Annotated in this window: 27 protein-coding genes and 1 tRNA gene; 12 read left to right on the forward strand and 16 right to left on the reverse strand. The window is 72.4% G+C overall.

The genetic code is table 11. The features are described 5' to 3' along the window. Positions 1-149 precede the first annotated feature (149 nt). The 7 genes from Q1K26_RS26870 to Q1K26_RS26900 all read left to right on the forward strand — a co-directional run bounded on the left by Q1K26_RS26870 (position 150) and on the right by Q1K26_RS26900 (position 6325). Complete coding sequence (locus tag Q1K26_RS26870; protein ID WP_300019056.1) at positions 150-1049, forward strand: hypothetical protein; 900 nt, start codon at positions 150-152, stop codon at positions 1047-1049. Positions 1050-1074: 25 nt separating this feature from the next. Next, a complete protein-coding gene (locus Q1K26_RS26875; protein ID WP_300019058.1) occupies positions 1075-1281 on the forward strand; it encodes a hypothetical protein in 207 nt (68 codons plus the stop codon). A 12-nt stretch (positions 1282-1293) separates the two neighbouring features. Then, a complete protein-coding gene (locus Q1K26_RS26880) occupies positions 1294-1689 on the forward strand; it encodes a TadE family protein (protein ID WP_300019060.1) in 396 nt (131 codons plus the stop codon). Continuing rightward, positions 1686-2129 carry a TadE/TadG family type IV pilus assembly protein gene (locus tag Q1K26_RS26885; protein WP_218588789.1) on the forward strand — a complete coding sequence of 148 codons (444 nt, stop codon included), beginning with the start codon at positions 1686-1688 and terminating at the stop codon, positions 2127-2129. The genes Q1K26_RS26880 and Q1K26_RS26885 overlap by 4 nt, the downstream gene beginning before the upstream one ends. Positions 2130-2191: 62 nt before the next feature. After that, on the forward strand, positions 2192-2560 hold the full coding sequence (locus tag Q1K26_RS26890) for a TadG family pilus assembly protein (protein ID WP_300019062.1): 369 nt from the start codon (positions 2192-2194) through the stop codon (positions 2558-2560). Next, the gene (locus Q1K26_RS26895; RefSeq protein WP_300019064.1) at positions 2560-5694 is read left to right on the forward strand and encodes a LysM peptidoglycan-binding domain-containing protein; all 3135 of its coding nucleotides are present in this window, start codon (positions 2560-2562) and stop codon (positions 5692-5694) included. Before Q1K26_RS26890 ends, Q1K26_RS26895 begins: the two co-directional genes overlap by 1 nt. A 7-nt stretch (positions 5695-5701) precedes the next feature. After that, the gene (locus Q1K26_RS26900) at positions 5702-6325 is read left to right on the forward strand and encodes a prepilin peptidase (RefSeq protein ID WP_300019066.1); all 624 of its coding nucleotides are present in this window, start codon (positions 5702-5704) and stop codon (positions 6323-6325) included. On the opposite strand, the gene Q1K26_RS26905 is transcribed toward Q1K26_RS26900, so the two are convergent. Genes Q1K26_RS26905 through Q1K26_RS26915 form a run of 3 tightly spaced genes read right to left on the reverse strand, consistent with a single transcriptional unit; the run spans position 6315 to position 9321 of the window. Further along, the gene (locus Q1K26_RS26905; protein ID WP_300019068.1) at positions 6315-7208 is read right to left on the reverse strand and encodes a hypothetical protein; all 894 of its coding nucleotides are present in this window, start codon (positions 7206-7208) and stop codon (positions 6315-6317) included. The two genes, Q1K26_RS26900 and Q1K26_RS26905, sit on opposite strands and share 11 nt — an antisense overlap. Continuing rightward, on the reverse strand, positions 7205-7816 hold the full coding sequence (locus Q1K26_RS26910) for a hypothetical protein (protein ID WP_300019070.1): 612 nt from the start codon (positions 7814-7816) through the stop codon (positions 7205-7207). The genes Q1K26_RS26905 and Q1K26_RS26910 overlap by 4 nt, the downstream gene beginning before the upstream one ends. Positions 7817-7848: 32 nt before the next feature. Further along, entirely contained in the window at positions 7849-9321 is a 1473-nt protein-coding gene (locus tag Q1K26_RS26915) for a hypothetical protein (RefSeq protein ID WP_300019072.1), read from the reverse strand. Positions 9322-10712: 1391 nt separating this feature from the next. On the opposite strand from Q1K26_RS26915, the gene Q1K26_RS26920 reads away from it, so the two are divergent. Continuing rightward, positions 10713-10874, forward strand: a complete 162-nt coding sequence (locus Q1K26_RS26920; RefSeq protein WP_300019117.1) for a DNA-binding protein — start codon at positions 10713-10715, stop codon at positions 10872-10874. Position 10875: 1 nt separating this feature from the next. Then, positions 10876-12075, forward strand: coding sequence for a site-specific integrase (locus Q1K26_RS26925; protein ID WP_300019074.1), 1200 nt, complete (start codon positions 10876-10878; stop codon positions 12073-12075). Between the two features lie 167 nt (positions 12076-12242). On the opposite strand, the gene Q1K26_RS26930 is transcribed toward Q1K26_RS26925, so the two are convergent. The 6 genes from Q1K26_RS26930 to cmk all read right to left on the reverse strand — a co-directional run bounded on the left by Q1K26_RS26930 (position 12243) and on the right by cmk (position 17166). Beyond that, positions 12243-12316, reverse strand: a tRNA-Pro gene (locus Q1K26_RS26930). A 230-nt stretch (positions 12317-12546) separates the two neighbouring features. Continuing rightward, complete coding sequence (locus Q1K26_RS26935; RefSeq protein WP_300019076.1) at positions 12547-13674, reverse strand: histidine kinase; 1128 nt, start codon at positions 13672-13674, stop codon at positions 12547-12549. Then, complete coding sequence (locus tag Q1K26_RS26940) at positions 13674-14339, reverse strand: response regulator transcription factor (protein ID WP_300019078.1); 666 nt, start codon at positions 14337-14339, stop codon at positions 13674-13676. Before Q1K26_RS26940 ends, Q1K26_RS26935 begins: the two co-directional genes overlap by 1 nt. 39 nt (positions 14340-14378) lie before the next feature. Continuing rightward, positions 14379-15827, reverse strand: a complete 1449-nt coding sequence (der, locus tag Q1K26_RS26945; RefSeq protein ID WP_300019080.1) for a ribosome biogenesis GTPase Der — start codon at positions 15825-15827, stop codon at positions 14379-14381. Continuing rightward, positions 15824-16465: a lysophospholipid acyltransferase family protein gene (locus tag Q1K26_RS26950; RefSeq protein ID WP_300019082.1), complete on the reverse strand. Its 642-nt coding sequence runs from the start codon at positions 16463-16465 to the stop codon at positions 15824-15826. The genes der and Q1K26_RS26950 overlap by 4 nt, the downstream gene beginning before the upstream one ends. Then, on the reverse strand, positions 16462-17166 hold the full coding sequence (gene cmk, locus Q1K26_RS26955; protein ID WP_300019084.1) for a (d)CMP kinase: 705 nt from the start codon (positions 17164-17166) through the stop codon (positions 16462-16464). Before cmk ends, Q1K26_RS26950 begins: the two co-directional genes overlap by 4 nt. 132 nt (positions 17167-17298) lie before the next feature. Between cmk and Q1K26_RS26960 the strand changes: the two genes are divergently transcribed. Then, a complete protein-coding gene (locus Q1K26_RS26960) occupies positions 17299-17685 on the forward strand; it encodes a nucleotidyltransferase domain-containing protein (RefSeq protein WP_300019086.1) in 387 nt (128 codons plus the stop codon). Further along, positions 17678-18124 (forward strand): DUF86 domain-containing protein, encoded by a 447-nt coding sequence (locus Q1K26_RS26965; RefSeq protein WP_300019088.1) that lies wholly within the window; start codon positions 17678-17680, stop codon positions 18122-18124. The genes Q1K26_RS26960 and Q1K26_RS26965 overlap by 8 nt, the downstream gene beginning before the upstream one ends. On the opposite strand, the gene Q1K26_RS26970 is transcribed toward Q1K26_RS26965, so the two are convergent. The 6 genes from Q1K26_RS26970 to Q1K26_RS26995 all read right to left on the reverse strand — a co-directional run bounded on the left by Q1K26_RS26970 (position 18103) and on the right by Q1K26_RS26995 (position 23365). Then, a complete protein-coding gene (locus Q1K26_RS26970; RefSeq protein WP_300019089.1) occupies positions 18103-18885 on the reverse strand; it encodes a pseudouridine synthase in 783 nt (260 codons plus the stop codon). The genes Q1K26_RS26965 and Q1K26_RS26970 overlap by 22 nt on opposite strands. Before the next feature lie 12 nt (positions 18886-18897). Next, the gene (scpB, locus tag Q1K26_RS26975; RefSeq protein ID WP_363320552.1) at positions 18898-19467 is read right to left on the reverse strand and encodes an SMC-Scp complex subunit ScpB; all 570 of its coding nucleotides are present in this window, start codon (positions 19465-19467) and stop codon (positions 18898-18900) included. Further along, a complete protein-coding gene (locus Q1K26_RS26980) occupies positions 19455-20231 on the reverse strand; it encodes a segregation/condensation protein A (protein ID WP_300019091.1) in 777 nt (258 codons plus the stop codon). Before Q1K26_RS26980 ends, scpB begins: the two co-directional genes overlap by 13 nt. Next, on the reverse strand, positions 20228-21142 hold the full coding sequence (locus tag Q1K26_RS26985; RefSeq protein ID WP_300019093.1) for a ParA family protein: 915 nt from the start codon (positions 21140-21142) through the stop codon (positions 20228-20230). Before Q1K26_RS26985 ends, Q1K26_RS26980 begins: the two co-directional genes overlap by 4 nt. A 193-nt stretch (positions 21143-21335) precedes the next feature. Then, complete coding sequence (locus Q1K26_RS26990) at positions 21336-22247, reverse strand: site-specific tyrosine recombinase XerD (RefSeq protein WP_300019095.1); 912 nt, start codon at positions 22245-22247, stop codon at positions 21336-21338. A 131-nt stretch (positions 22248-22378) separates the two neighbouring features. Beyond that, positions 22379-23365 (reverse strand): LLM class F420-dependent oxidoreductase, encoded by a 987-nt coding sequence (locus tag Q1K26_RS26995; protein WP_300019119.1) that lies wholly within the window; start codon positions 23363-23365, stop codon positions 22379-22381. 50 nt (positions 23366-23415) lie between these two features. Between Q1K26_RS26995 and Q1K26_RS27000 the strand changes: the two genes are divergently transcribed. Beyond that, the gene (locus tag Q1K26_RS27000) at positions 23416-23904 is read left to right on the forward strand and encodes a DUF1707 domain-containing protein (RefSeq protein ID WP_300019097.1); all 489 of its coding nucleotides are present in this window, start codon (positions 23416-23418) and stop codon (positions 23902-23904) included. A gap of 82 nt (positions 23905-23986) precedes the next feature. Here Q1K26_RS27000 and Q1K26_RS27005 read toward each other — a convergent pair whose 3' ends face one another. After that, positions 23987-24550: an NUDIX hydrolase gene (locus tag Q1K26_RS27005; RefSeq protein WP_300019121.1), complete on the reverse strand. Its 564-nt coding sequence runs from the start codon at positions 24548-24550 to the stop codon at positions 23987-23989. Positions 24551-24579: the final 29 nt, after the last annotated feature.

The raw sequence follows: 24579 nt of genomic DNA on the forward strand, positions 1-24579 counted from the left end.
GGACACCCCGAACATCGGCAACCTGTCGGGAATCTCGACCGATCGTCGAAGAATGCACACCGTCGTGTGAACCTGGCACCACCAGCACAACCTCGCGACCAGGCGATCTTGCTGAGTGGCGAACCCGGTGGAGTAGGAACTGCGAGCCGATGAACGCGCTGCTCCTGGCCACTATCGGTGCCGGCGCCCTCGTCGGCGCAGGTTTGGCGGTCATCCTGGCCGGGCTGACGAGATGGCATCCGGTCCTCTCGGACGCGTTGGCGATGCTCGATGAACGCCATCCCGGGCAGGCCACCGAAGCAAGCGGAGCACCCGGGACGCGCGCGGCGGTGTTCCGCGTTCTCGTCGACGTTGCACGGCGCCTGCCCGGGTCGGTCGGCGAACGTGATCTGGAGGTCCTCCAGCTCGACCGGGACCGCCACCTGATCGGACGGCTCGGGACCGCGCTGACGTACGCAGCGATCGGACCGGCGCTCGCCGTTGTTCTGCTGGTGCTGGATGCGAGCCTTCCCGTCGTCGTGCCGACCGGGTTCTGCGTGGTCGGCGGCGTCGTCGGCTGGACGAGCTACGGGCGCCGCACCCGAGATCGGGCCGACGACGTCCGGGAAGAGCTGCGCTACGTCCTCGTCGCCTACCTCCAGCAGGTGAGCCTGCTTCGGCGCGGCGGGGCGGGCATCGCCACCGCGCTCGGCCTCCCGCCCCAACTGCTCGACGACAGCGAGCCGATGCGTCGGATCGGTCGCGAACTCGAGCTGGCCGAACGCGCCGGCCTGATGCCGTGGGAGGGCCTGCGTCGATTCGGTACCCAGATCGACGTCAGCGAGCTCGAAGACCTTTCCACGATCGCCGAGACGGCGGGACATGACGGCGGCGCCGTGATCGACACCTTGCTCGCCCGGGCCGAGAGCCTCAACGACGAGCTCATCGCCGACGCCCACACGGCCGCGAACCGGGCAACCGGCCAGATGAGCACACCCGGCGTGATCCAGGTCTTCCTGATCGCGGCGTGGGTGCTGTTCCCGGCTGCGGCCACGCTGCTGAGCTCGTGACGACATCGAATCAGAGGAGGAACCGATGGAGAAGATCCGTATGACCCTGACCCTGCTGGTGATGGATCTGATCGGACGCCTGGGCGCCCGACTGGGCCCGGTCGACGAGCGCGGCGGAGGACGCAATACCGACGAGGGCTTCCACATCTCCGGCGGCGCCATCGTGGCGGGCGTGATCGCCGCCGGCGTCGGGGCGTTCATCGCTCAGAAGGTCGGCGCCCTCGGCGAATGATGCGGAGTCGCCATGACGACGCCGACAGACACCGGAGAACGGGGCGGAGCGACCAGCGTGCAGATGGCGCTCCTGTGGATCGCCATGATCACGTTCATCCTGGCCGTCGTCCAGACCGCGCTGTTGTACCTCGCCGGCCAGCTTGCACTCACCGCGGCCGAGGACGGGCTGCGGTCGGGCCGCTACTACGGCGTCGGATCCGCGGAGCAGGCCCGCCGCAGCGCCCAGGACTTCATCGCCCGCACCGCGGGCTCCACCCTCGGCGCACCGACGGTGGAGGCCGTGCTCAGCGACGACGGCGCAACGCTGCAGGTGACCGTCAGCGGGACCGTGCTCGCGGTCGTTCCCGGCCTGGAGCTGCACGTCGCCAAGCAGGCGAGCGGCGCGATCGAGCAGGTCACGCCATGATCGCGCCCGTTGACGCGCGAGGGGAACGGGGAGGCGGGCCATCGGTCGAGGCCGCGTTGCTGGCCACGTTGATGGGTCTGCTCATCGGTTTCGTCATCGCCGTCGGACGTCTGGTGGCTGCCGAGTCGGCCTGTGACCAGGCTGCCCGCGCGGCCGCGCGGATCGCCTCCATCGAGCGCGACGCGGCCCAGGCGCAGGTGCAGGGCCAGATGGCGGCCGAATCCGCTGTGGCATCCCAGGGCCTGACGTTGGCGCAGCTCGCCGTCACGATCGACACCACCCAGTTCGGCCGACCACTCGGCGAGCCGGGCGTCGTACGAGCCGACGTCGCGTGCCAGGTGCGGTGGTCAGACCTCGCAGTGCCGGGCGCGCCTGGATTTCACGATCTTGAAGCATCGTTCACCAGCCCGATAGATCAATTCCGGGAACGACAGCGATGACCCGAACCGAGGACGAACGGGACCGCGGCGGCGGATCGGTCAGCGCACCGATGGCCATCGCGATGCTGGCGCTGATCGCGGTCAGCGGACTGGCGATCGACGGAGCCCGCAAGGCCCAGCAGATCGCCACGGCCGACGCCACGGCCGAGGAAGCCGCACGCGCGGGCGGTCAGGTCGTCGACCTGGCCGCGGTCCAGCGTGGCGAGGCGGCGCTGGACCCGAACAACGCACGCGCAGCGGCCCAGGAGTACCTGGAGGCCGCTGGCGTGACCGGCGAGGTGTTCCTTGTGGCTCCGGACCGGATCCGGGTGGAGGTCGTCCTCCGGCAACCCACTGTGCTTCTCGGGCTGGTGGGTGTGGACGAGATCTCGGCGACGGGCTCGGCCGAGGCCGATGTCGTGCCGTCGCAGCCCGGGTCGGCTGGTGGGTGATGATCGTGTTGCGGCTGGTGCGCGGGCTGATCGCGCTCGTCACCCTGGCCGGGCTGGTCGCGGGAGTCCCGGCCGCTCTGTGGTCGCTCGGGTCGCCGTTCCTCCCCGACCAACTGCCGACCGTGGACGACGTCGTCGTGGCACTCACCCGACCCGATGACGGCAGCCTGCTGCTCGGGCTGCTCGTGCTCGTCGGCTGGATCGTCTGGCTACAGCTCGCCTACTCGATACTGGTCGAGACCGCGGCGCAGGTTCGCTCGCTGCCGATGCAGCGTCCCGGTCGGTTCGGGTTCCGGACGACCCGCACGCTCGCCGCCCTGCTCATCGGCTGGGTCCTCACCATGGCCGCCACGCCGGCGACCGCATCCACCACGCCTCCCGTCACGGTGAGCACATCCTTCCTTCCCGCTGCCGCTGCGTCAGCGGAGTCACCGGCGGGACCCGTTCACGTCGTGCAGCCTCGTGACACGTTGTGGGACATCGCAGCCCGCGTTCTGGGCGATCCGCTGCGGTGGCGCGAGATCTTCGATCTCAACGACGGACGTCTCCAGGCTGACGGCGGCCGGCTGAGCGACGGATCGGTTCTGCATGTCGGGTGGGAGCTGCGGCTGCCAGCCGAGCCGGACCCTTCCGACATACGGGTGCGCGTCGAGGTCGGGGACAGCCTCACCGGTCTCGCGGACCAGCACCTCGGCGACCCGGCCCGGTACCCGGACCTCTACGAGGTCAACGCCGGTGTCCGGCAACCGGACGGCGGCTATCTGAACGACCCCGACGTGATCCGACCCGGCTGGCTCCTCTCCGTCCCCACCATCGACGGACCCGTCGATCAACCGATGGACGACATCCCGCCGCCTGTCGACGGCACCGGTCCCGATCCGCCACCCCTCACCACCTCGACACCGACACCCGAGCTCCAGGTCCCGACCGGGGATCCGCTGACGTCGATCCCGCTGCCCGAGACATCGGCACCGACACCGCCGAGTAACCCGACTGGCGGCACCGACACCGCACAAACGTCGTTCGCAGTTCCAGCAGCGGTCGTCGTCTCCGGGCTGGCGGCCAGCGGGATCGTCACCGGAATCGTCGCCTACCGGCGCCGTCAGACGCGCTGGCGCCGCGCCGGCCGCCAGATCGCCCTGCCGGATCTGGACCACTCCCGGCTCGAGTCCGCCACCGTCACCGCCGCGCAGACCGCCGGGACGCGGTTCCTGGACACCGTGCTGAGATCCCTCACCGTCACGCCCGGCGTGCACGGGTTGCCGTCGTTGGAGGCTCTCTGGCTCGCACCGGCGGGTATCGATCTCGTGCTCACCGAGCCACGGGACGCGGTCCCGCCGTTCGTCGCCGAGGACGACGGATCGGTGTGGCACGTCGACGCGGAGGCGGCCTTGCCGATCACGGAGCAGGAGGCCGTCGGTGTCGCGAACCCGTTCCCCGCTCTCGTCTCCCTCGGCACCGGTGAGGACGGCGCGACCCTGCTGGTCGACGCCGAGCGAGCAGGTGCGCTCCACCTCGTCGGCGATCGGACCAAGACGATCGACCTGGTCAGGAACATGGCGGTCGAGCTCGGCACGTGCCGTTGGGCCGATGACACCTCGGTCATGATCGTCGGACTGGAGGCCGGCCTGACAGACCTCCCCCCGAACCGGGTCGAGCAGGTAAAGGACGTCCGGACCGCGGCCGGTCGTCTGCGAGCGGCGATATCAGCGACGCAGGAGCACCTGGCGAGGGTTGACGGCGGCTCCGTGGTGGGCATGCGGGTCCAGGACCAGCTCAGCGACTCCTGGGTCGTCAGCGTCCTGGTTGTGGCCGAGCCCGACGAGACGCAACTGCAGATGCTCAGCGAGCTGTGCCGGGAGCTCGCAACCGGTGAACGAACCTCGGCCGCCGTCATCACCGCCGGAGCATCGACAACGCTGCCCGGGGAACAGGTGCACATCGACTCCGACGGCACGATGCAGATGCCGCGGCTGGACACCGGAACGTTGCGCGCCGAGCAGATGTCCGCCGACATCGCCCTCGGACTGCTCTCGGTCATCGGCACCGCGCTTGAGCACGACGTGCCGGTACCGTCCGCGCCCGAACCTCAGCCCTGGGCGGACGACATGCGCAGCGACGGGTCCCTGCAGCCTGACGCGGATTCCCCAGAGGCCGGTCCGCTCGTGATCGAGATCGATGATTCGGACGAATCTCCGGATCGCCAGCCGCTCCTCGCGGAGGTTCCTGATCAACAGCCTGACCCAGCTGCCCACCGGCGACTGCTTTTGGTGGAGAAGCAGGACCCGGAGCTGGACGACGACGCCGCGCTGTGGCACGCCCAGGGACCGTCAGCGCGCCCGCTCGTCTCGATCCTCGGCGAACCGGCCTTCGCCGCTGCCGGTCCCCTGCCCGAGAAGCGGCACAGCTGGTATGTCGAGGTCGTGGTCTACCTGGCGCTGCACCGGACGGGGGTCGACCGGGACAAGATCACAACGGATCTGTGGCCGGAAGGCAGCACCGTGCGGCCCCCGACCATCCGTCGCGCCGTCGCGGAGGCGCGGCAGTGGGCCGGCAAGGACCACACCGTCGATCCGCCCGTCGACCACATCCCGAGCATCTCCCCGGCCGGTGGTGACCGGTACCGGATCACGGGGCACCTCATGGACTGGGACCTGTTCCGGCGCCTGCGCAAACGCGCGCAGGCCCGCGCCGCCGCCGGTCGACGAGCCGACGCGACACACGACTACGAGAACGCCCTGCGACTCGTCCGCGGCCCGGTCCTCCACCCGTTGCGGCAGCGGGGATACGGATGGCTGCACAACCCTGACCAGCGCCACGAGCACCTCATCCCCGGCTTCATCATCGACACCGCCCACGAGCTGGTCGACCTCGCACTCGACGACGGCGACCTCGAGCGCGCCCGGTTCGCGGCCGAGACGGCCCAACGGGTCGACCCGGACCGCACCTTCGACCGCCCGTTCACCGACCTGATGCGCATCGCCCACGCAGCGGGCGACCTGGCCGAGATGCGCGAACACGCCGAGCTGCTCCTCGCCGAGCGAGGGTTCGAGGTCGGCGAGGACCTTCCACCCGAGAGCTTCGCCGTGTTCGACGCGTTGTTCCCGCACGGCCTCCGCGTCCCGACCAGCTGAGGACCCGGTGGCGGCGATCCTCGTGACGGCAAGCTGCGCCGTCGGCGCGGCCGCGCTCACACCCCTGCTGGTGCGCCTCGCCGAGGCGACCGCGCATCGCAAAGCCGTGACCACGACCCCGGTTCGCCTTGCGCTTACCGCGGCGCTCGGAGCAGTAGGTGCCGCAGCGGGCGCACGGCTCGACACCGCCCACGCGGTCGGGCTGCTCCCCCTATTGATCCTGGCCGGTGCTGCGGCGCTCGTCGACGCCCGTGAGCGCAGGCTCCCTGACGTTCTCACCGGCTGCGTTGCGGCCGTCGTCGCGGTGGCGATCACACTGGCTGTCGTCGGCGGGCACGCCGACGGCACACGCGCGATGTACGGCTTTCTCGCCGGTCTGCTCCTCGCGATCATCGGGAAGTGGCTGAGCGACCAGGCGGTGGGCTGGGGCGACGTCAAGCTCGCGCCGAGCCTGACCGCGTGCCTGGCCTGGAGCGGCTGGTTCACCGTGTACCTCGGCCTGCTCGCCTGGGCATTGCTCATCCTGGCGACCGCGGGCCTGCTTGCGGTCCGTTCAGGTCGGGCCGTGATCGTGCCGTACGGCCCCGCGATGGTCACCGGAACTCTGATGGCGGTGCTGGTCACGGCCTGATCGCACCGCGACCGGGCGCAGGTCGGTGGCTCGATGGCTGGGCGGGCCGCGGGGACCGGCCGGGTACGTCGCCGAGTGCTGCGCGGGCGCCGGATGCTTCGTTCTGCTGGTTGAGGAGTTCGAGGGCGTCGTCGTCGGCTTCGACTGCCAGTGCACGGGATGCGGCCCGGAACGGCTGCCGCGCCGTCTCCTCGCTGGGGGTCGGCGAGGACGCGGCCCGCTGAGGCGTTGGCGCCGGGGACGCGTAAGCTGCATCGAGATCGACGCCGGCGAACCTCTCGGCGATCGCCCCGTCGACCACGCTCGACACACCCCGCAGATTCCGCGCGACCGCCTGGTGCTGCGCACGTCGTGGATCGAGGTCGGCTACGGCAGCGGCCTCATCTGCGGTGCCCCACCGGTCCTGGCCCAGTCGAAGCGACCGATCGGTCACGCTCCACCCGACGAGCTCATGGGCAGGCCGAGTGAGGATGTGCTCCCGCAACGCTCCGGCCAGGTCGTGGTTCGCCAGCTCGGCGCCGACGGGACCGAGCCCGGGAACGAACCCGACGACCGCCCAGCTGTCGCGGCCGAGGCTGGACAGCGACACGACCATCGCCTCACGCTCCATCTGCCCGGCCAGCAATCCACGCGCAGCGCGGTAGGTGTCGTTGTCGAGCGGACGCGGTAACGGTCCGGCCGCTGCGGATGGATCGCCGGTGGCGTTGGCGAGGGCCGCCCGTCCTGCGTGCACGTCGCGCGACGCCCGTCGCCGACCCGGGCGGTCCCGCGCCACGGCAGCACGCCGGTGCCGGACCAGCCCGTCAGCGATGAACGTGGCGACGTGCGCGAGCTGGTACAGCTCGTAACCGGGAACCGCAAGCAGCGGGTAGTCGGTGGTCATGGCGCCATCCCCGACGTCGGCGGCCGGAGACGCGACACCGACGCCGGAGCCGGCGGCTGAGCCGCCGCACCGGATGCCTTGGGCCGCAGCCGCGACGGCGTCGCCCGCAGATCCCGCTTGACCAGCGCTGGGAAGAAGGCGTCCGACGCGATGTCGACGGCACCGCGCAGTACCCGCTCGGAGCCCGGCGGCACGAAGACGTGCCGAGCGAGGTTGTAGGCATCGCGGAACGCGTTGGTACAGCTGTGGAAGGCGCCATGGTCCCGTACCTCGAACGCGACACGACCGAGCTGCACCCGCAGGTACGAGCGATGAACCTGCTCCCCCTCCCCGACGATCGTCACGCTGGACGCCGGACGGCCGATCGCGTTGACGACCACACCCGGCTCGGGCATCCCCCGCAAGCCCCGGATGCTCCTGCGATCGGCATTGACCGGCAGCGCCTTGGCCGCCTCGTGGCTCTCCAGCCAGACGTTGAGGAAGTGCTCCGCCGTCGTCTCCTGATGCAGATACAGCAGGGTCCGGCCGATCCGCACCGCCACGGCCGCCTCGTCCGTGCCCGGATGCTGCACGGTGACGGCCGTGTCCTGGGCTCCGACCAGCCGCACGATCGCCAGTACGGCCTGGTCACTGCCGCGCGTCACAGCCGCGGGCCTGTTGATCGTCGCGTCATCCTCGCCTCGCTCTCCGGCACCACCTGTGTGGCCGAGCCTGGCTCCCGGGGGAATCCGGCGCGTTCCCTCCCGCTCCCCTGCGCCGCTCTCGAGCTGGGGTGGGGATCGCGCCGCGCCAGGTGGCGGGCCTGCAGGCGGGCGCCCGCGGCGTCGGCCGCGGCGGCCTGATGCGCGCGGTCCCGTTCGCGTTGCCAGGCCGCGATCTCGTGCAGGAGCCCGGCCACGGCGATCGCCAGGGCCACCGAGCCTGCCGCGTCCTTCCCGCGGAAGCCGCGGGCGGCGAGCAGTCGCCGTGCGAGCGACCTCAGTTCCGCCCCCACGGGGCCGACGTCGGGAACCCGCCCTCCCGGCGCCCGCGAGGCTCGCTCGTACCGTTCTGCGGCATCCGACCAGCCCTGCTTGTGACCTCGGTCGTTCGCGGCAAGCGCGGTCAGCACGTCGCCGGTGGCATGGACGATGCCGTCGACACCTTCTTGCGGGTCCGGCATGCCGACGGCCACACGGGCGCGGACGACGACGTCCTCGGCTTCCGCGGACGACGGCCGTTCAGCCGGACCGGGCCGGTCCGCGTTATGGGCCCAGCGGCGGCGCAGCTGCGGCAACGACAAGTCTGGGGCGAGCTTGCTGCCGCTGTAGAAGACCTGCTGGCCCGCCGCCGTGACGTCACCCGCCCTCCCGATCCGGTAGCCCAGCGCGTCACCCGACGGACCTCGCCGCAGCTCCGCCCGATAGCCCATCGCCCGCAGCTCCGCGACGAACTCCTCCGGCCCGACCGCCCGGATCGCCGCCTCGTGCGCGGCGCGGCGCAGCTCCGGTCTCGCCGGACCGCGCCCCTGCCGTGCCGCCTTCTCCGTCTCGCCCCGACCCGGCCGCCGGGCCGCCGTGTCGTCGGCCACGGCGGTGAGGATGAGGCCGAGGCGCTGCTCGATCGCCCGCGCGGTCGCACGCAGCTTCGGGTAGTCGTGATGCGGCCAGAACCGACGGCCGGTGTCCTGGCGCACGAGGACGGCCGCGATGTGGATGTGATCGTCCGCGTGCCGGATCGCCACCCACCGCGGCCCACCCGGATCGCCGCGCTCGGCGATGCCCGCACCATCGAGCAGTTCCCTGGCGATGTCCGCCCACTGCCCGTCATCCAGGGTGCGGTCGGACGCGGCGACCCGGGCCGAGCAATGCCACACGTACCCGCGCTTCGACCCGTCCTGCGGCGCGCGAGTCGGTAGGCCCGCCGCGATCGCCGGCGCGTGCAGCGCGTCCACCAGCGGGCCGAGCTGCAGGTCGTACTCGGAGGGTCCCGTCCGTTCCGGCTGCCAGCCCGCGTCGAGGCCGTCCCAGCTCGCGATGACCCGAGGTGAACGATGCACTTCGGACGTGCCCGGGCCCAGCAGGTAGGCCAGCAAACCGGCCGGCCGCCAGCCGTGAACGACCTTCGTGATCACCGGCCCTGGCGCCCGCCGCGGGCTCCCGCTCGCCGGCCCCCCGTGCCGGCTGCGAGGGCCGCTGCCGTCGCAGCGTCGACCCGACCCAGAAGCTCACCAGCCAGGTCGGCGGCACTTGCCCTTTGTGCGCTTGACGTGACCTGCTCGATCACGTCCACGGCCCGGCGGACATCGGCGCGGAACCGGACCAGCTCAGCAACGAGCTCCTGCCACGTCACCGGCGCCGCGTCCGCCTGGCCCTGCGCGCGCCCCACCGCGAGCTGCCCGACCCAGGCCCCGACCGACAAGCCCTCACGCTGCGCGGCCGCGCCAACCGCATCGGCTTCTGCAGGGCTGAGCCGCACCCGGACCTCGTGCCGCCGGGGAGCGTCGGCCGGCGGGCGACGTCGATGTCGCCCTGGCCGAGAATGATCGCCGCTGCTCACCGGGCCGAGGCTGCTCGCCGAGACGGCCGCGGCCATGCCCCGCGGTTCCCCGGCGTCGCCCACAGCACCGACGTGCTACCTCACTGCAGCGACAGCCTCTGCCGGCACGGCCCGCACGTCGTGCCGGCCGGATCGTCGAGCAGCGACGTCAACAGCACCAACCGTCCGCACACCGCGACAGGCCCGGGTGGATCCTGCCGCGGCGGGAGCTGATCCGCCGGTACCGCATGGAAGAGCCGGTCCCGCGCATCACGCAGCCAGGTGATCGAGAGCGGATCGATGTCGTCTCCCGTGGGCATCGAACGACACCCGTCCTTGCGACGCGTGCCGCGTCGACACGGTCCGCTCCCCCACTTCTGCCACAAACCCTCCTCCTTTCCGATGCGCCTCGAAGCCTCGATTGCAACAAGAGGCAGCCTTCGTGCGGTCAGAACCGAGGGATCTGTGGACAGATCCGGGCTGTCGTGTTCGCTGTGGATGGACAGGAACGTCCGGAACCCCCCGGTTCCGGGCGCCACACAGCGCATGAGTAGACCGAAGGTCTACTTAGCGCATATCTTGCTCCGCGGGAGGCCAAAAAGGGGAACGGGCGAAACGTTCCGCCTCTCGTTGATCGGATGTCGAAGCGCGATGATGTCAGCAACGAGCTGAACTACATCCACAAGGGCCTGCAACTGCCACAGCTCCTTGCACGGATGAGGTCCGACAGCAAGGGTCAAGTGCGGCGAACACCTGCGCCGACGCGGCACACCAGTAATTCGGGCAATGCGCTCGTGCGACGCCCTGACGCCAGAACTGGGTGTCAAGGGTGAGGGAACGGTAGTGAACGGCCAGCGCCGCGAGGTCAATGGATCGTGAACAGCGCAGCAGCAGTGATCACCCAGCTCAACCACGTTCACCCGCAGGAGCCCGCCGATGACTGACGACGACAGCGAATCTTGGTACACGACGGAGGAGCTTGCCGAGATGTTGAAGGTCGATGCCTCATCTGTGCGTCGCTGGCGCACCACCAAGCCGTTGCAAGGCCCGCCATTCATCCCCGTTTCCGCACGCCGAACCTTGTACAAGGCATCGGATGTCAAGGCATGGCTCGACCGCCGCAGGATCGATCCTTCGGCGGTGGCATGACATGCCGCCAATCACGCCACCGGCAGCCGTCACGCTCCACTCGGACATCGAGGTCCGACGCGGTGCCCGTACTCGAGGCTTCCGAGCTCGCGTCCGCTGGTACGACACGACCGGCACACGGCGGTCGCTCTCCGAGACCTTCCCCGCCGAACAGGATGCCCAGGACTGGATCCAGGAACTCACCGCCGCTGCCGCGACGGGGCTCGACCCGGAACGGTTCGCCCAGCCACTCGCCGAGTACGGCGCATCGGTCCTCGAACTCGCTCTGCGGGGGCTGGAGCCGAAGACCACGGTGCCGTACCTCTCCGGCTGGCGACTGCGGGTCGTGCCTTCCCTCGGCCACATCTCGACACGGATGGTCAGCACCGGCACCGTCGACAGGGCGGTCAAGAGCTGGATCGCGGACGGAGCGAGCCGTTCGACCGTGAAGAACACTCTCGCCATGCTCGTCCGAATCATGGAGCAGGCGCTGCGTGACGGCATCGTCGATCGCAACCCGGCCCGGATCAGCGGCTGGCAGCGCGACTACAGACGCATCGAGGACGAGCTCGACGACCCCCGCAGCCTCGCGCTTCCCGACTGGGGCGCGCTCCAGAACCTCGCCGCTGCTCTCGTCGAACGATCCGCGGACGGATTCGCCGGTTGGGGCGACATCGTCGTCTTCGCAGCAGCCACGGCTGCGCGGATCGGGGAAGTCTCCGGGTGTCGCGTCGGCGACATCGACAGCAGCCGGTGGCTGTGGACCGTTCGCCGGCAGACGACGACGTCGCCGGGAGGTTTGGCCGACAAGGGGACCAAGGGCAAGCGCGCCCGCATCGTGCCGATCATCGCCGAGGTGCGGCCGATGCTCGAGGTCCGGCTCGCGGAAGCCGCCGAGCGACCGAGCGGCCGGATCTTCGTCGGGCCCCGGGGCGGGCGCGTGAGTACCGCGGTCCTCCGCGACGCGACCCACTGGGACGAGGTGGTCGCCGCTCTCGGCTTCGAGCGGCTCCGTCGCCACGACCTGCGACACACCGGCCTGACGTGGATGGCCGACGCCGGCGTACCCATCCACCACCTGCGCAAGATCGCCGGGCACGGCTCGCTGACCACTACCCAGCGCTACCTGCACCCCGACCGGCAGGCCATGACGGACGCCGGGCTACTGCTCTCGGCCCACCTGAACGCCACGCCCGGTTCTGCACGGCTCCGAGCCGTGTAGAGGTCTCTGGTCCCAAATGGGTCCCAAGCGGTCCCCACGACCCGGTTCGAGATGATCGTCCCGACCGCTCCGAATCCAAGCGGCTAGATCGACATCGGGAACGTCCGCCCTGGTCAGAACGCGAAGCGGGCGGCTCCCCCGTCGAGAGGAACCGCCCGTTTCGACCGTCGGGACGACAGGATTTGAACCTGCGACCCCTTGACCCCCAGTCAAGTGCGCTACCAAGCTGCGCCACGTCCCGGCCTGCCCCCGAAGGGGCTCGATCAGCCTACCGTACTGCTGATCGCGACCCCCGATCGACCGGTCGTGGCTCCCCCCAACTGTCGGTCGGCGCACCTTCCGGCCGCTGAGCACCGATCGCTCGGTGCTTGCGGCTGCTCTCATCCTGCGGGCAACGGGCGCAACGGGCTACCGCCATCGGTCGCCCCGCGTAGGCGACTTTCGTAGGTACCCGTCGGTAGGAGCGCATCGTCAGACCGCGGCCGTGGCCTCGACCGGCAACACCGCTTCGACCGCGAACCCACCGTCGGGTCGCGGGCCTGCGGTGAGCCGGCCGCCGAGGGAACCGACCCGCTCGGAAAGGCCGACGAGCCCGGTCCCGCCGCCGGCGACGGTGTCCTGCGGCCGGTTCGCGGCGGTGTTGGCGACGCGGACGGTCAGTGCCCGGGGGCCGCGGTCCACCTCGACCCGCACGGCCGCGCCGGGGGCGTGCCGTGCGGCGTTGGTCAGCGACTCCTGCACGACGCGGTACGCCGCGCGGCCGACCACCGGGCACAGGTCGGCCGCCCGCCGGTCGTCGGCGAGCTCGATCTCCAGCCCGGCACCCCGCCACTGGGCGACGAGGCTGCCGACGTCGGCGACGACGCCCTCGTTCCCCGCGGGCGCGGCCGGGAGCGAGCCGCCGTCCAGGCCCAGCGCGGAACGCACCTCCCCCAGGGAGCGCTTGGCCAGCGCGCGCAGCTGCTCGGCGGAACGGCGGGTGTCGTCGTCGCGGGTCGAGGCGGCGATCGCGGCCGCGCCGACGGCGATCAGCGTGATGTGGTGGCCGACCGCGTCGTGGATCTCGCGGCCGATGCGGGCCCGCTCCTCGGCACGGGCGGCGTCCGCGCGCGCGGCGAGGGCGACCTCGCGGGCGGCGTCGAGCGCGGCGAGGCTGTCCACCAGGCGGGAGCGGGTGCCGACGAGCAGGCCGAGCACGGCGGCCGCACCGGTGTTCACCATGACGAACCCGACGGTGAGGACGCCCTGCGGCCAGGGCAGGTCCTGCGTGGCGAACACCGGCGCCACGGCCGCCACCACGGGCAGCACCAGCCAGGGCGCGATCTCGGGGAACGAGTCGGCGCGCCGGCCCAGCGCGTAGAGCGCCACCAGTGCGGGCGGCCAGCCGAGCCCGCCCGCGAGCCCGGCCAGCACCCCGATCAGCGCCAGAGGCGGCCACACGTGCCGCAGCGGCAGCGCCGCGCAGGCGATCAGGGCCGCCGGCACCGACCATTCGAACGCCGGCACGCCCAGCACCGCGACGATCGCCGGCACCCCCACGGCCAGCAGCTCGAGCCCGACCCGGCGTGGCGTCCACCGGCCGTCCCTCGGCTCGCCCATCACAGCTCCCATCCGCGGGCCAGCAGTGCGGCCTGCACCCGGTTGTCGGCGCCGAGCTTGACCAGCAGCGCGGAGACGTACTTCTTCACCGTGGCCTCGGCCAGCCCCAGGCGCAGCGCGATGGCGGCGTTGGACTCGCCCTCGGCCAGGCCGCGCAGCACCTGGCCCTCGCGCAGGGTGAGATCCAGCGGCCGCGGGGTGGCCGGCGCCGGCTCGGCCAGCCGCGGCAGCAGCCGGGCGACGATGCGCGGGTCGAGGACCGCTCCCCCGGCGGCGAGGTCGAGCACCGCCCGAACCAGCGCGGTGGGCTCGGCGTCCTTGAGCAGGAAGCCCTGGACCCCGATGCGCAGCGCCTCGCTGACGTAGTCGTCGAGGTCGAAGGTCGTGAGCACGGCCGCGGGCGGCGCGTCCGGGCGGGCGCAGAGCACGCGCAGCGCGGCGAGCCCGCCGGGACCGGGCATCTGCACGTCGACGAGCACGACGTCGGGCCGGAGCCGCTCCACGGCCGCGAGCATGGCCTCGCCGTCGCCCGCCTCGCCGACGACCCGCACCGTGCCGTCGCTCTCCAGGACGGTGCGCAGACCGGCCCGCATCAGCGGCTCGTCGTCGGCGAGCACGACGCGCGCCGCCGCGGCGGCGCGTCCCCCGTGTTCCCCCCGGTTCACCCGGCCGAGCGTAGTGGGCCGAGCCGATCGAGGCGCAGCTCAGCCCTTGCGGGCCCGCTTCTCGCGCACGCGGATCGCGAGCCGGATCGGCGACCCGGTGAACTCGAACTCCTCGCGCAGGCGCCGCTCGAGGAACCGGCGGTAGCCCGCCTCCAGAAAACCGCTGGTGAACAGCACGAAGGTCGGCGGCCGGGTGGCGGCCTGCGTGGCGAAGAGGATCTTGGGCTGCTTGCCGCTGCGCACCGGCGGCGGGGTGGCGCTGACGACCTCGGTGAGCCAGCCGTTGAGCCGGCCGGTCGGCACCCGCCGGTCCCAGGAGGCGAGCGCGGTGCGCAGGGCCGGCGCCACCTTGGCCACCGACCGGCCGGTCAGCGCCGAGATGTTGACGCGCTCGGCCCAGCGGACCCGGACCAGGTCGCGTTCCAGCTCGCGCTTCATCGCCAGCCGCCGGTCCTCGTCGACGAGGTCCCACTTGTTGAACACGAGCACGAGCGCGCGCCCGGCCTCCTCGACCATCGTGATGACGCGCTGGTCCTGCTCGGCGATCGGCTCGCTCGCGTCGATGAGCACGACGGCCACCTCCGCGGCCTCGATGGCCGCCTTCGTGCGCAGGCTCGCGTAGTACTCCATGCCGCTGGCGGTGTTGACGCGCTTGCGCAGGCCCGCGGTGTCGACGAACCGCCACACCTCGTCGTCGAGCTCGACCAGCGAGTCGACGGGGTCGACCGTGGTGCCGGCGACGTCGTGCACGACCGACCGCACCTCCCCGGACACCCGGTTGAGCAGGCTCGACTTGCCGACGTTCGGCTTGCCCACCAGCGCCACCCGCCGCGGGCCACCCGGGGTGGCGAAGCCCAGGTCACGCGGGCTCTCCGGGAGCACCTCGAGTATCGCGTCGAGCAGGTCGCCCGAGCCGCGGCCGTGCAGGCCGCTCACGGCGTGCGGCTCGCCGAGCCCGAGCCGCCACAGCGCGGCGGTGTCGGAGGTGAGCCGGTCGTCGTCGACCTTCGTGGCGCACAGCAGCACCGGCGGTCCGCCGCGGCGCAGCACCCGGGCCACCGCCTCGTCGGTCGTGGTGGCCCCCACCGAGGCGTCGACGACGAGCAGCACGGCGTCCGCGGTCTGCATCGCCAGCTCCGCCTGCGCGGCGACCGAGGCCTGCAGCCCCCTGGCGTCGGGTTCCCAGCCGCCGGTGTCGACGAGGGTGAACCGGCGCCCGTTCCACAGCGCGTCGTAGGCCACCCGGTCGCGGGTGACCCCCGGGATGTCCTGGACGACGGCCTCGCGGCGCCCCAGGAGGCGGTTGACCAGCGTCGACTTGCCGACGTTGGGGCGCCCGACGACGGCCAGCACCGGCGCCGGGACGAGCCCGCCGCCGTCCGCGTCCGCGCCGTCGGTGCCCGGCTCCGGGTCGGCGTCGACGAACTCGGCCGGATCGAGGCCCAGCCTCGTCATCTCGGCGGTGGTCGTCTCGTCGTACTCACTCATGTCCTGCTCCGAACGGTGTCGAGTTCTCGGACCATCCCGGCCAGTGCGGCCCGGACGGTCTCGGTGGCGGTGGCCAGCCCGGCCCGGCCCCCACCTGCGGCGATGCCCAGGGGCTCGCCCACCAGCACGTCCACCCGCGGGCGGAAGCGCCGCCTGCCGGCGCGGCGGGTGCCGCGCACGACCACCGGCAGCACCATCGCCCCGGACGCGCGGGCGAGCCATGCCGCTCCGTGCTGTGCCGCGGCCACGTCCCCCTCGCCGCGCGTGCCCTCCGGGAACACCGCGACCAGTCCCCCGGCCCGCAGCACGCCCACCGCGGCCGTCAGCGGCCGCCGGTCGGGCTTCCCGCGGCGCACCGCGAGCTGGCCGATCCGCGGCAGCGCCCAGCCGAGCGGGCCGTCGAACATCTCCTGCTTCACCAGGAACACCGCGCGGCGCCCGATCAGTCCGAACAGCAGCGGCCCGTCGACGAACGCGCTGTGGTTCGCGACGAGCACCACCGGACCGGTGGCCGGGATCCGCTCCCGGTGGTGCACCCGCACCCGGTAGACCGGCGTGAACAGCCAGGAGCCGACCCACCGCGCGACGTCGTGGGAGCGCGGCCACGAACCGGGCGGGAGGTCCGGAGCCCGCTTCATCGCACGAGGCCGCGCTCCGCCACCAGCCTGCGCAGCTCGTCGAGCACCGCGTCGACGCTCAGGTCGTCGGTGTCGAGCACCACCGCGTCGGGCGCCGCGGCGAGTGGGGACACGGTGCGGGTGGTGTCGAGGTGGTCGCGACGCCGGACGGCCGCGAGCACGGTGGCCGCGTCCGCCCCGCGACCGGCCTTGCGGTCCTGCGCTCCGCGCCGGACGGCCCGGATCTCGTCGGACGCGGTGAGGTACACCTTCAGCGCGGCGTCCGGGGCGACCACGGTCCCGATGTCGCGGCCCTCCACCACCACGCCCTCGTCGCGGGCGACCGCCGCGGCGATGTACGCGCGCTGCCGACCGACCAGCAGCTCCCGCAGCTGCGGGTGCGCGGAGACCGCGCTGACGAAGCCGGTCACGGCGGGCCCGCGGATCTCGGCCTCGACGTCCTCGCCCGCGAGCAGGATCCGGGGCGCGGCCGGGTCGATGACCGACTCGATCTCGGCGTCGCGGGCGACGGCGACGACGTCGGTGGCCGCGGAGTCCGGGCCGAGCCCGGCACGCAGCACGGCGAGGGTGGCCGCCCGGTACATGGCGCCGGTGTCGAGGTAGGGCACGGCGCACTCCCGGGCCAGCCGTCGCGACACGGTCGACTTCCCGGTGCCCGACGGACCGTCCATCGCCACGACCCCGCGCAGCCTGCCCGCCACCGCCCGACCCCTCTCCGGGACCGTGCCGCCCCTGCTCACCGCACCCGTGTCCTCGGGCCGGGACCATCATGCCGTGTCGGACACGCGGCCGGCACAGCGGCATGGGCCGGGCGGATGGTCCAGAATGGCGCGGTGACGACCGCACCCGACGAGTCCGCCGTGGCGGCCGCGCTCCGGGCGGCCGGCGCCCGGTTCGCGTTCGTACACGGCAGCCGGGCCACCGGTCGGGGGGCCCGCCCCGACAGCGACCTCGACGTCGGCGCGTGGTGGGGTGCCGACCCGCCCGCGAGCTGGACCGTCGAGGTTCCGGACCGCGTCGACCTGGTCGTGCTCGACCAGGCCCCGCTGTGGCTGGCCGGGCGGATCGCGCAGCACGGCCGGCTGCTGTTCGACGACGACCCTCCCACCCGCGTGCGCTGGCAGGCCGACACCCGGCTGCGATACCTCGACGACCTGCCCGCGCTACGGGAGCGGCGCACGCGGGGACTTCTCGGCTACGCCAAGGGGCGTCATGGTTGACGAGGACCGGGTACTGCGTCTGCTCGACCGGATCCGTGGCGACGTCGAGCGCCTGGCCCGCTACGCGCACGAGCCACCGGCGCTGGACGACGAGATCACGGTTGCGGGCATCAAGTACCTGTTCGTCACCGCCATCGAGGGCTGCGCCAAGGTCGCACACCACATCGGCTCGGCGCAGGGTTGGGCCGCTGCGGAGACCAATGGCGACGCCGTACGGGAACTGGGCAGGCGAGACGTGCTCACCCCGGACCTCGCCTCCGCCGTCGCCGATGCCGTCGGCTTCCGGAACCTGTTGGTGCACCAGTACGCCGACGTGGACGACGAACGCGTGCTGGGGCACCTCGCCCATCTCGACGACCTGCGGAGCTTCGTGGTCGCGGTGACGCGGTGGCTGCTGCGGGCCTCGGCCGAGGAGAGCTACATCCCCACCGAGCGGTAGAGCGCACCGACCTCGGCCTGGTTCAGCGGGCGGAACTTTCCCGGCCGCTGGTCGCCGAGCGACACCTCGCCGAACGCGGTGCGCACGAGGCGCTGCACCGGGAACCCGACCTCCTCCAGGAGCCTGCGCACGACGTGCTTGCGGCCCTCGTGCAGCTTCAGCTCCACCATCGAACGGCCCGGGGTCGAATCGACGAGCCGGAAGGAGTCGACCGCGACCGGCCCGTCCTCCAGCTCGACGCCCGACCGCAACCGCTTGCCCAGATCCCGCGGCAGCTGGCCCATGACCTCGGCCACGTAGGTCTTCTCGACCTCGAACGACGGGTGCATCAGCCGGTGGCCGAGCTCGCCGTCGTTGGTGAGCAGCAGCAGGCCCTCGGTGTCGGCGTCGAGGCGCCCGACGTGGAACAGCCGGCTGCGCGGCGCCCCGTCGAAGTGCTCGTCCATGATCCCGCGCTCGACGATCAGGTCACCGACGCACTCGCGGCCGCGATCGTCGGACATCGTGGAGAGGATCCCGCGCGGCTTGTTCAGGGCCAGGTGCACGACGTCGTCGCTGAGCACGATCCGCGCCCCGTCGACGTGCACCACCGCCGTCTCCGGGTCGACGCGACGGCCCATCTCCCGCACGACCTTCCCGTCGACGGTGACCCGCCCGGCGGCGATCAGCTCCTCGGCCGCCCGCCGCGACGCCACGCCGGCCTGGGCGAGCACCTTCTGCAGTCGGACGCCGTCGGGGCGGTGGTCCTGGCCTGTGTTCACGAACCTTCTTCTCTACACGTCGTCGATCGAGTCCACGTCGGGCAGCAGGGGGGCCAGCGGCGGCAGCTCCTCCACCGACGAGAGCCCCAGCCGTTCGAGGAACATCTCGGTGGTGACGAACAGGGTGCCGTGGCTGGCGCCGTCGATCCCGGCCTCCTGCACGAGCCCGCGGGACACCAGCGTACGCAGCACCCCGTCGCAGTTGACGCCCCGCACCGCCGAGACCCGCGCCCGCGTCACCGGCTGGCGGTAGGCGATCACCGCGAGGGTCTCCAGCGCGGCGCGGGTGAGGCGGGCGCGTTGCCCGTCGAGCAGCAGGCGCTCGACGTGGGGGGCGTAGGTCTCACGGGTGTAGAAACGCCATCCGCCGCCGACGTGGCGCAGGTCGATGCCCCGCCCCGCCTCGGTGTACTCCCGGGACAGGCGCACCAGCGCCGACCGCACCCGGGCGACCGGTTGGTCCAGCGCCTGCGCCAGCGCGTCGGCCTCGGTCGGGGCGTCGACGACGAGCAACAGGGCCTCCAGCGCCCCGTCCAGCTCGGCGTCGGCGAACAGCGCGAGCTGCTCCTCTAGGGCGTCCATCGCACCGTCAGCTCCCCGAACGGCTCCGGCTGGTCCAGCTCCACCGCGCCGCCGCGGAACAGGTCGAGCACCGCGAGGAAGCGGGCGACGACCTCGATCGGGGCCATGCAGTCGGCGGTGAGCGTGGCGAACGTGGCGACGCCCAGCTCGGTCAGCCGGCCGCGCAGCAGCTCGACGTGCTCGGCCACCGACACCTCGTGCTGATGAAGGTGTCCGAGTCCCGGGCCCTCCGGCGGCGGTTTGGGCCGGAACACGCTCGCGGCGAGGTCGGCGAACGCGGCCGCGTCGACGCCGAGCAGCACCTCGGGCAGCAGGGCCGCGAACCGCTCCTCCAGCGCGACCGAGCGCGGGAAGCGCCGGGCCGCCCCCGCCTCCAGCTCGACGAACAGCGACGCCACCTGCTTGTAGGCGCGGTACTGCAGCAGCCGCGCGAACAGCAGGTCGCGGGCCTCCAGCAGCGCCAGATCGTCGGCGTCCTCCACCTCCGCGTCGGGCAGCAGCCGCGCCGCCTTCAGGTCGAGCAGGGTGGCCGCGATGACCAGGAACTCGGTGGTCTCGTCGAGATCGGCGTCGTCGCCGAGCAGCTTGAGGTGGGCGATGAAGTCGTCGGTGACGGTGTGCAGGGCCATCTCGGTGATGTCGAGCTCGTGGCGGCCGATCAGCTGCAGCAGCAGGTCGAAGGGGCCCTCGAAGTTGTGCAGCCGCACGGTGAAGCGCGGCGGGCCCGCGGAGTCGGCCGCGGGTGAGTCGTCGAGCAGCGTCACCGGTTGATGACCTCGCGGGCCAGCAGGCGGTAGGCCTCGGCCCCGTTCGACTGCGGCGCCCACGTGGTGATCGGCTCGCCGGCCACCGTGGTCTCCGGGAACCGCACCGTGCGGTTGATGACGGCCTCGAACACCAGGTCGCCGAAGGCCTCGATCACCCGCTGACGGACCTCGCGCGTGTGCAGGGTGCGCGGGTCGAACATCGTGGCCAGTATCCCGAGGATGGTCAGGTCGGGGTTGAGCCGGTCCTGCACCTTCTCGATGGTGTCCATCAGCAGCGCCACCCCGCGCAGCGAGAAGAACTCGCACGCCAGCGGGATGAGGATGGAGTCCGCGCAGGCCAGTGCGTTGATCGTGAGCAGGCCGAGCGAGGGCTGGCAGTCGATGAGGATCACGTCGTAGCGGTCGAGCGCCGGCTTGATGGCCCGCCCGAGCGCCTGCTCGCGGCCGACCTCGGTGACCAGCTGCACCTCGGCCGCGGACAGGTCGATGTTGCTGGGCAACAGCTCCAGGTTCTCGACGCCCGTGGGCCGGATCACGTCGTCGACCTCGACCCCGCGTTCCATCAGCAGGTTGTAGATCGTGGTGTCGAGCTCGTGGGCCTGCACGCCCAGCCCGATCGACAGCGCGCCCTGCGGGTCGAAGTCGACGAGCAGCACCCTGCGGCCGTACTCGGCGAGCGCAGCGCCCAGGTTGATCGTGGACGTCGTCTTGCCGACGCCGCCCTTCTGGTTGGCGACGGCGATGATCCGGGCCGGGCCGTGCTGGGTGAGCGGAGTCGGTTCGGGCACCTTCAAGCGGTGTCTCCCCCCAGAGTCGGCGACGGTCTGCCCGACCGCCTCCGACTCGATGTCGTGGTCGTCGCCCGGGAGCGGCTCCCGGCGGGGGACGAAGGGCCGCGGTGTCTCCATGCGGGCTCCGGTCTGTGACGGGCGGCCGGTGTCAGGGCCGTTCCGGGCAGCGTAGGAGTCCCCACCGACGAGCGGCAACGCGCCTCGCCGTGTCGCCACCGCCTTGTCGAGTATGTGAGCCGGCCGAACTCGGCCGATGGGGACGCAACGTTACCGGCGGGTGGCGCTGCGGCGTCGGGTGGGGGCCCGACCTTCACGCGAGGGCCCGGGGGTGGCTGGTCGCGTACACCTCGCGCAGCGCGTCGACGGTGACGTGGGTGTAGATCTGCGTCGTCGTCACCGAGGCGTGCCCGAGCAGTTCCTGCACGGTGCGGACGTCCGCGCCGCCGGCCAGCAGGTGCGTGGCGAAGCAGTGCCGCAGCGTGTGCGGGGAGACCTCCGCGGTCAGGCCCGCGGCGTCGGCGGCGCCGCGCAGCGCGTGCCAGGCGCTCTGCCGGGAGAGCCGGGCGCCGCGCGCGTTGAGGAGCAGGGCCGCCGTCCCGCGTCCCTTCGCGGCGAGCCCCGGCCGGGCCCGCACCCGGTAGGCGTCCACGGCGGCCAGCGCGGGCCGCCCGACCGGCACGATCCGCTGCCTGCCTCCCTTGCCGCGCAGCAGCACGGTGCGCCCGTCGACGTCGAGGTCGTCGACGTCGATGCCGACGGCCTCGGAGATCCGCGCGCCGGTGGAGTAGAGCAGCTCCAGCAGCGCGCGGTTCCGCAGCCCGACCGGCCCGTCCGCGACGCACCCGGCGAGCAGCTGGTCGACCTCGTCGACGCCCAGCGCCCGCGGCAGGCGCACCGGCACCGCGGGCGGGGTGACCTCCCGCGCGACGTCGTCCGGGATCAGCCCGTCCCGTGCCGCGAACCGGTGCAGCCCGCGGACGGCGGCCAGCGCGCGGGCCGCCGACGACGCGGCGAGCGGGCCGGGACCGCTGCGCAGCGCCACCACGAAACCGGTGACGTCGACCTCGCGCACCGCGCCGAGATCGGAGATCCCCCGCTCGGTCAGGTGGTCGACGTACCGCCGGAGGTCGCCGGTGTAGGAGCGCAGGGTGTTGGCCGCGCTCCCCCGTTCGACGGCCAGGTGGTGCAGGAACGCCTCGACCGCCCGCTCCACCCCCGACACCGGTCCATCGTCGCGCCGGCCGGGCACCCGGCCCCCACGCCCCGCCGCCCGGGATTGCTGTTCGCCCACCTCCACCAAATCTCGTTGCTTGACGGTGGCCTTCCTGCAATGGCGGCGGGTCGGAAGCGGGATCAGGCCAGGGCCGGGATCACCTCGCGCTCGAACAGCTCGATGCCGCTCCGGTCGTAGGCGGCCTCGGCGAAGTTGAAGATGCCGTAGGTCATGCCGGCGTCCTTGAGCTTCGTGAGGTTCTCGACGATCTGCTCGGGCGTGCCGCAGGCGGGCAGCCCGCGCACCGCGCCCAGGCTGGCCTCGGCCTTCTCCTCCCCGACGTAGGGCACCAGCCGCGCCTTCGCGTCCTGCAGGCGCTGCTCCACCTCGGCCTCGGTGGACCCGATCGCGACGTTGTAGTTCGCCGAGCGCACGATCGCGTCGAAGTCGGTGCCGACGGTCTCGCAGTGCCCGCGCAGCAGCTCCGACTTGCGGGTGAAGCCCTCCAGCGTGCCGTCGAAGTTGGTGTACCGCGCGTACTTCGCGGCGATCTTCAGCGTCACCTTCTCGCCCCCGCCGGCGATCCAGAGCGGGATGCCGCCCTCCTGCAGCGGCCGGGGCTCGACGATGGCGCCGTCGACCTGGTAGTGCTTCCCGTCCAGGGTGGCCGAGCCGGTCTCCCAGGCCTGCTTCATGATCTGCACGCCCTCGTCGAGCATGCCGAGGCGGTCGGGGGCGGCGGGGAAGCCGTAGCCGTAGGCGCGCCACTCGTGCTCGTACCAGCCCGCGCCGATGCCCATCTCCACGCGCCCCCCGGACACGATGTCGCAGGTGGCGGCCACCTTCGCGAGGTAGGCGGGGTTGCGGTAGCTCATGCACGTGCACATCTGGCCCAGGCGCACCCGCTCGGTGACGGCGCCGAACGCGGCCATCAGCGACCACGCCTCGTGCGTGGCCTGGTCGGTGGGGGCGGGAACGGTGTGGAAGTGGTCGTAGACCCACACCGACTCCCACGGGCCCGCGTCGGCGTGCTGGGCCAGGCCCTTCATCACGCCCCACTGATCGGCGGGCTCGATGCCGACGAGGTCGTGGCGCCAACCCTGGGGAACGAACAGTCCGAATCGCATAGCGGTCACGGGATCGAGCCTAGCGCCGCCCGACGGGTACCGTCGGTGCCGTGAGCACGCCCGAGCCGCACCGCATCCGGGTCGGCGACGCCGATCGCGAGGCAGCCGTGGCGGAGCTGGGCGAGCACCTCACCCAGGGCCGTCTCGACGCCCACGAGTACGCCGAGCGCACGGCCGCGGCCTACCAGGCCCGCACCGACGACGAGCTGGCCTGCCTGTTCGTCGACCTGCCCCGCCCGTACACCCCGCCCGCGCCCTACGCGTACCCGGTGGCGGCGCCGCTCGCCGACGACGCCCCGTACGGCCGCGACCCGCACACCGGCCAGGCCTACTCCGACCGGCACAAGGTCGTCGCCGGTGTCCTGCAGCTCGTGCTGCCGTTCGGGGCCGGCCGGTTCTACAGCGGTCACATCGGGCTGGGCGTCGCCCAGCTGCTGCTGTCGTTGATGTTCGTCGGGATCATCTGGTCGTTCATCGACGGCCTGGTGATCCTCGCCGGCCGCCCGACCGACCCGTACGGCCGCCCGCTGCGCCCCTGACCCAGAGGTGCCCCGCATCACACCTCGGAGCCGTACTGCTGTTCGGCGCGGCCGCAGAGTGCAGTACGGCTCCGAAGTGCGGTCAGGGCCTGCGTGTGGCGAAACGGGTGGGGCGGTCGGGCCATGGCGCGTCCGTCGGGCGCGCCGCGGCCGGGGCGCCCGCCAGCACGTGGGCCGCGAGCACCGCCGACACCGTCGTGGCGTTGACGATCGTGCCGGCCAGCGCCATGCGCACCGCCACGGGCATCGACACCCAGCGCAGCGTGAGGTCGGCCTCCTCGTCGTCGCCCAGGTCGGGGCGGCCGACCTCGGTGATCCCGCGGGCCAGGTACACGCGGATCGACTCGTCGGAGAACCCGGGCGAGGGAACGATGTCCAGCAGCACCGACCACTCGTCGGCGGCCAGCCCGGCCTCCTCGGCCAGCTCGCGCTGCGCGGTGCGCAGCGGGTCCTCCCCCGCCACGTCGAGCAGCCCCGCGGGCAGCTCCCACAGCCGCCGCCGCACCGCGTGCCGGTACTGGTGGATCATCATCAGCCGGTCGTCGGCGTCCAGCGCCGCCACCGCGACGGCACCGGGGTGCTCCACGATCTCCCGCGTCGCGACCCGCCCGCCCGGCATCACGACCCGGTCCGAGCGCAGGGCCATGACCCGCCCGGCGTAGATCTCGCTGGAGC

It is taken from the genome of Pseudonocardia sp., from assembly GCF_029263155.1.
In the GTDB taxonomy this organism is placed as follows: domain Bacteria; phylum Actinomycetota; class Actinomycetes; order Mycobacteriales; family Pseudonocardiaceae; genus Pseudonocardia.

What these genes read in the sequence shown, in the direction of transcription:
- scpB (WP_363320552.1), bottom strand. Translation starts at nt 19,467, where the DNA reads ATGGACGCCCTAGAGGAGCAGCTCGCGCTGTTCGCCGACGCCGAGCTG.
- Q1K26_RS26890 (WP_300019062.1), top strand. Translation starts at nt 2,192, where the DNA reads ATGCTGGCGCTGATCGCGGTCAGCGGACTGGCGATCGACGGAGCCCGC.
- Q1K26_RS26995 (WP_300019119.1), bottom strand. Translation starts at nt 23,365, where the DNA reads ATGCGATTCGGACTGTTCGTTCCCCAGGGTTGGCGCCACGACCTCGTC.
- der (WP_300019080.1), bottom strand. Translation starts at nt 15,827, where the DNA reads ATGAGTGAGTACGACGAGACGACCACCGCCGAGATGACGAGGCTGGGC.
- Q1K26_RS26880 (WP_300019060.1), top strand. Translation starts at nt 1,294, where the DNA reads ATGACGACGCCGACAGACACCGGAGAACGGGGCGGAGCGACCAGCGTG.
- Q1K26_RS26905 (WP_300019068.1), bottom strand. Translation starts at nt 7,208, where the DNA reads ATGACCACCGACTACCCGCTGCTTGCGGTTCCCGGTTACGAGCTGTAC.
- Q1K26_RS27005 (WP_300019121.1), bottom strand. Translation starts at nt 24,550, where the DNA reads ATGGCCCTGCGCTCGGACCGGGTCGTGATGCCGGGCGGGCGGGTCGCG.
- Q1K26_RS26925 (WP_300019074.1), top strand. Translation starts at nt 10,876, where the DNA reads ATGCCGCCAATCACGCCACCGGCAGCCGTCACGCTCCACTCGGACATC.
- Q1K26_RS26870 (WP_300019056.1), top strand. Translation starts at nt 150, where the DNA reads ATGAACGCGCTGCTCCTGGCCACTATCGGTGCCGGCGCCCTCGTCGGC.
- Q1K26_RS26920 (WP_300019117.1), top strand. Translation starts at nt 10,713, where the DNA reads ATGTTGAAGGTCGATGCCTCATCTGTGCGTCGCTGGCGCACCACCAAG.
- Q1K26_RS26935 (WP_300019076.1), bottom strand. Translation starts at nt 13,674, where the DNA reads ATGGGCGAGCCGAGGGACGGCCGGTGGACGCCACGCCGGGTCGGGCTC.
- Q1K26_RS26950 (WP_300019082.1), bottom strand. Translation starts at nt 16,465, where the DNA reads ATGAAGCGGGCTCCGGACCTCCCGCCCGGTTCGTGGCCGCGCTCCCAC.
- Q1K26_RS26985 (WP_300019093.1), bottom strand. Translation starts at nt 21,142, where the DNA reads ATGGAGACACCGCGGCCCTTCGTCCCCCGCCGGGAGCCGCTCCCGGGC.
- Q1K26_RS26965 (WP_300019088.1), top strand. Translation starts at nt 17,678, where the DNA reads ATGGTTGACGAGGACCGGGTACTGCGTCTGCTCGACCGGATCCGTGGC.
- Q1K26_RS26885 (WP_218588789.1), top strand. Translation starts at nt 1,686, where the DNA reads ATGATCGCGCCCGTTGACGCGCGAGGGGAACGGGGAGGCGGGCCATCG.
- Q1K26_RS26875 (WP_300019058.1), top strand. Translation starts at nt 1,075, where the DNA reads ATGGAGAAGATCCGTATGACCCTGACCCTGCTGGTGATGGATCTGATC.
- Q1K26_RS26895 (WP_300019064.1), top strand. Translation starts at nt 2,560, where the DNA reads ATGATCGTGTTGCGGCTGGTGCGCGGGCTGATCGCGCTCGTCACCCTG.